The following is a 1,030-nucleotide window of genomic DNA, read 5'->3' on the forward strand; positions in this document are numbered from 1 at the left end:
ACGGCTGGGTCCAGCTGACCTCCGAGATCGGCGACAAGGTCCAGCTCGTCGGCGACGACCTGTTCGTCACCAACCCGGACCGGCTCGAGGAGGGCCCGCGTTCTTCGCGACCCACGACCTGGCCGCGCTGTCCGCGCCGCTGGTGTCGGACGCCGACGAAGCGCTGTCGATCGTGGCCGCCGCCCTCGCCGACGCGGCGCTGGCGCACACCACGAACCGGTTCGCCAAGCTCGCTCCGAGCGGCTGGCGCAACCTGGCCTCGCAGCCGCAGCGCAAGTCCTACGAGAGCCGCACCAGCGGCACGCACGAGGTGCGGTACCGGTTCACCAGGGCCGGTGACATCGAGGTCGACGGCCACGACGGCCTCGAGCTGATCTCGGTGACGCCCGAGCGCGTGGTGCTGGCGGTACCGGGCGAGCGTGGTCCGGTGCGCCGCCAGTTCGAGATCGCCCGCTACGGCGACCTCGTCGCGGTCGACTCGCCGCTCGGCCCGGTCGCCGCGCGCAGGCTGCCCCGTTTCACCGACCCGTCGGAGCAGGTCGCGGCGGGCTCGCTGCTCGCGCCCATGCCCGGCAGCGTGATCCGCCTCGGCGCCGCCGAGGGCGACCAGGTCACCCAGGGGCAGCCCATCCTGTGGCTGGAGGCCATGAAGATGGAGCACACGATCGTCGCGCCGGCCACCGGCGTCCTCAGTGCACTCAACGTGACCGTCGGCCAGCAGGTCGAGGTCGGAACCGTCCTCGCCGTCGTCGAGGAAGAAGAGCAGGAGCAGGCATGAGCTTCCACGAAACCGAAGAGCAGAAGGCGCTGCGCGCGGCGGTCGCCGCGCTGGCGTCGAAGTACACTGCCGCCCGGGCCAGGGCTCGGTCGACGAAATCGTCGCCCATCACCTGCCTGCGGGTGGCCAGTCCCTCGGTGAATGCCGTCGTTTGGTTGTGGCTTTCGATCGCCATCGTCACTCCGTTCCTGTTTGTAGTGTCTGGTCGACGAGTCGCTTGGTCGGCGCATGGTGTATCAGAACGTGACCGAC

General features: G+C 70.1%; 2 protein-coding genes and 1 pseudogene. All 3 read left to right on the forward strand.

Translation table 11 applies throughout. The annotated features are described in order from the left end of the window. Positions 1–95 (forward strand): annotated as a pseudogene (locus ACWDNU_RS47135) (hypothetical protein); the annotation flags it as partial. Positions 96–142: 47 nt separating this feature from the next. Further along, entirely contained in the window at positions 143–778 is a 636-nt protein-coding gene (locus ACWDNU_RS47140) for a biotin/lipoyl-containing protein (protein WP_449673618.1), read from the forward strand. Beyond that, on the forward strand, positions 775–1,030 hold a 256-nt coding region (locus ACWDNU_RS47145; RefSeq protein WP_449673619.1), incomplete at its 3' end, for a hypothetical protein. The genes ACWDNU_RS47140 and ACWDNU_RS47145, both read left to right, overlap by 4 nt.

The organism is Amycolatopsis sp. NPDC003676, from assembly GCF_053587275.1.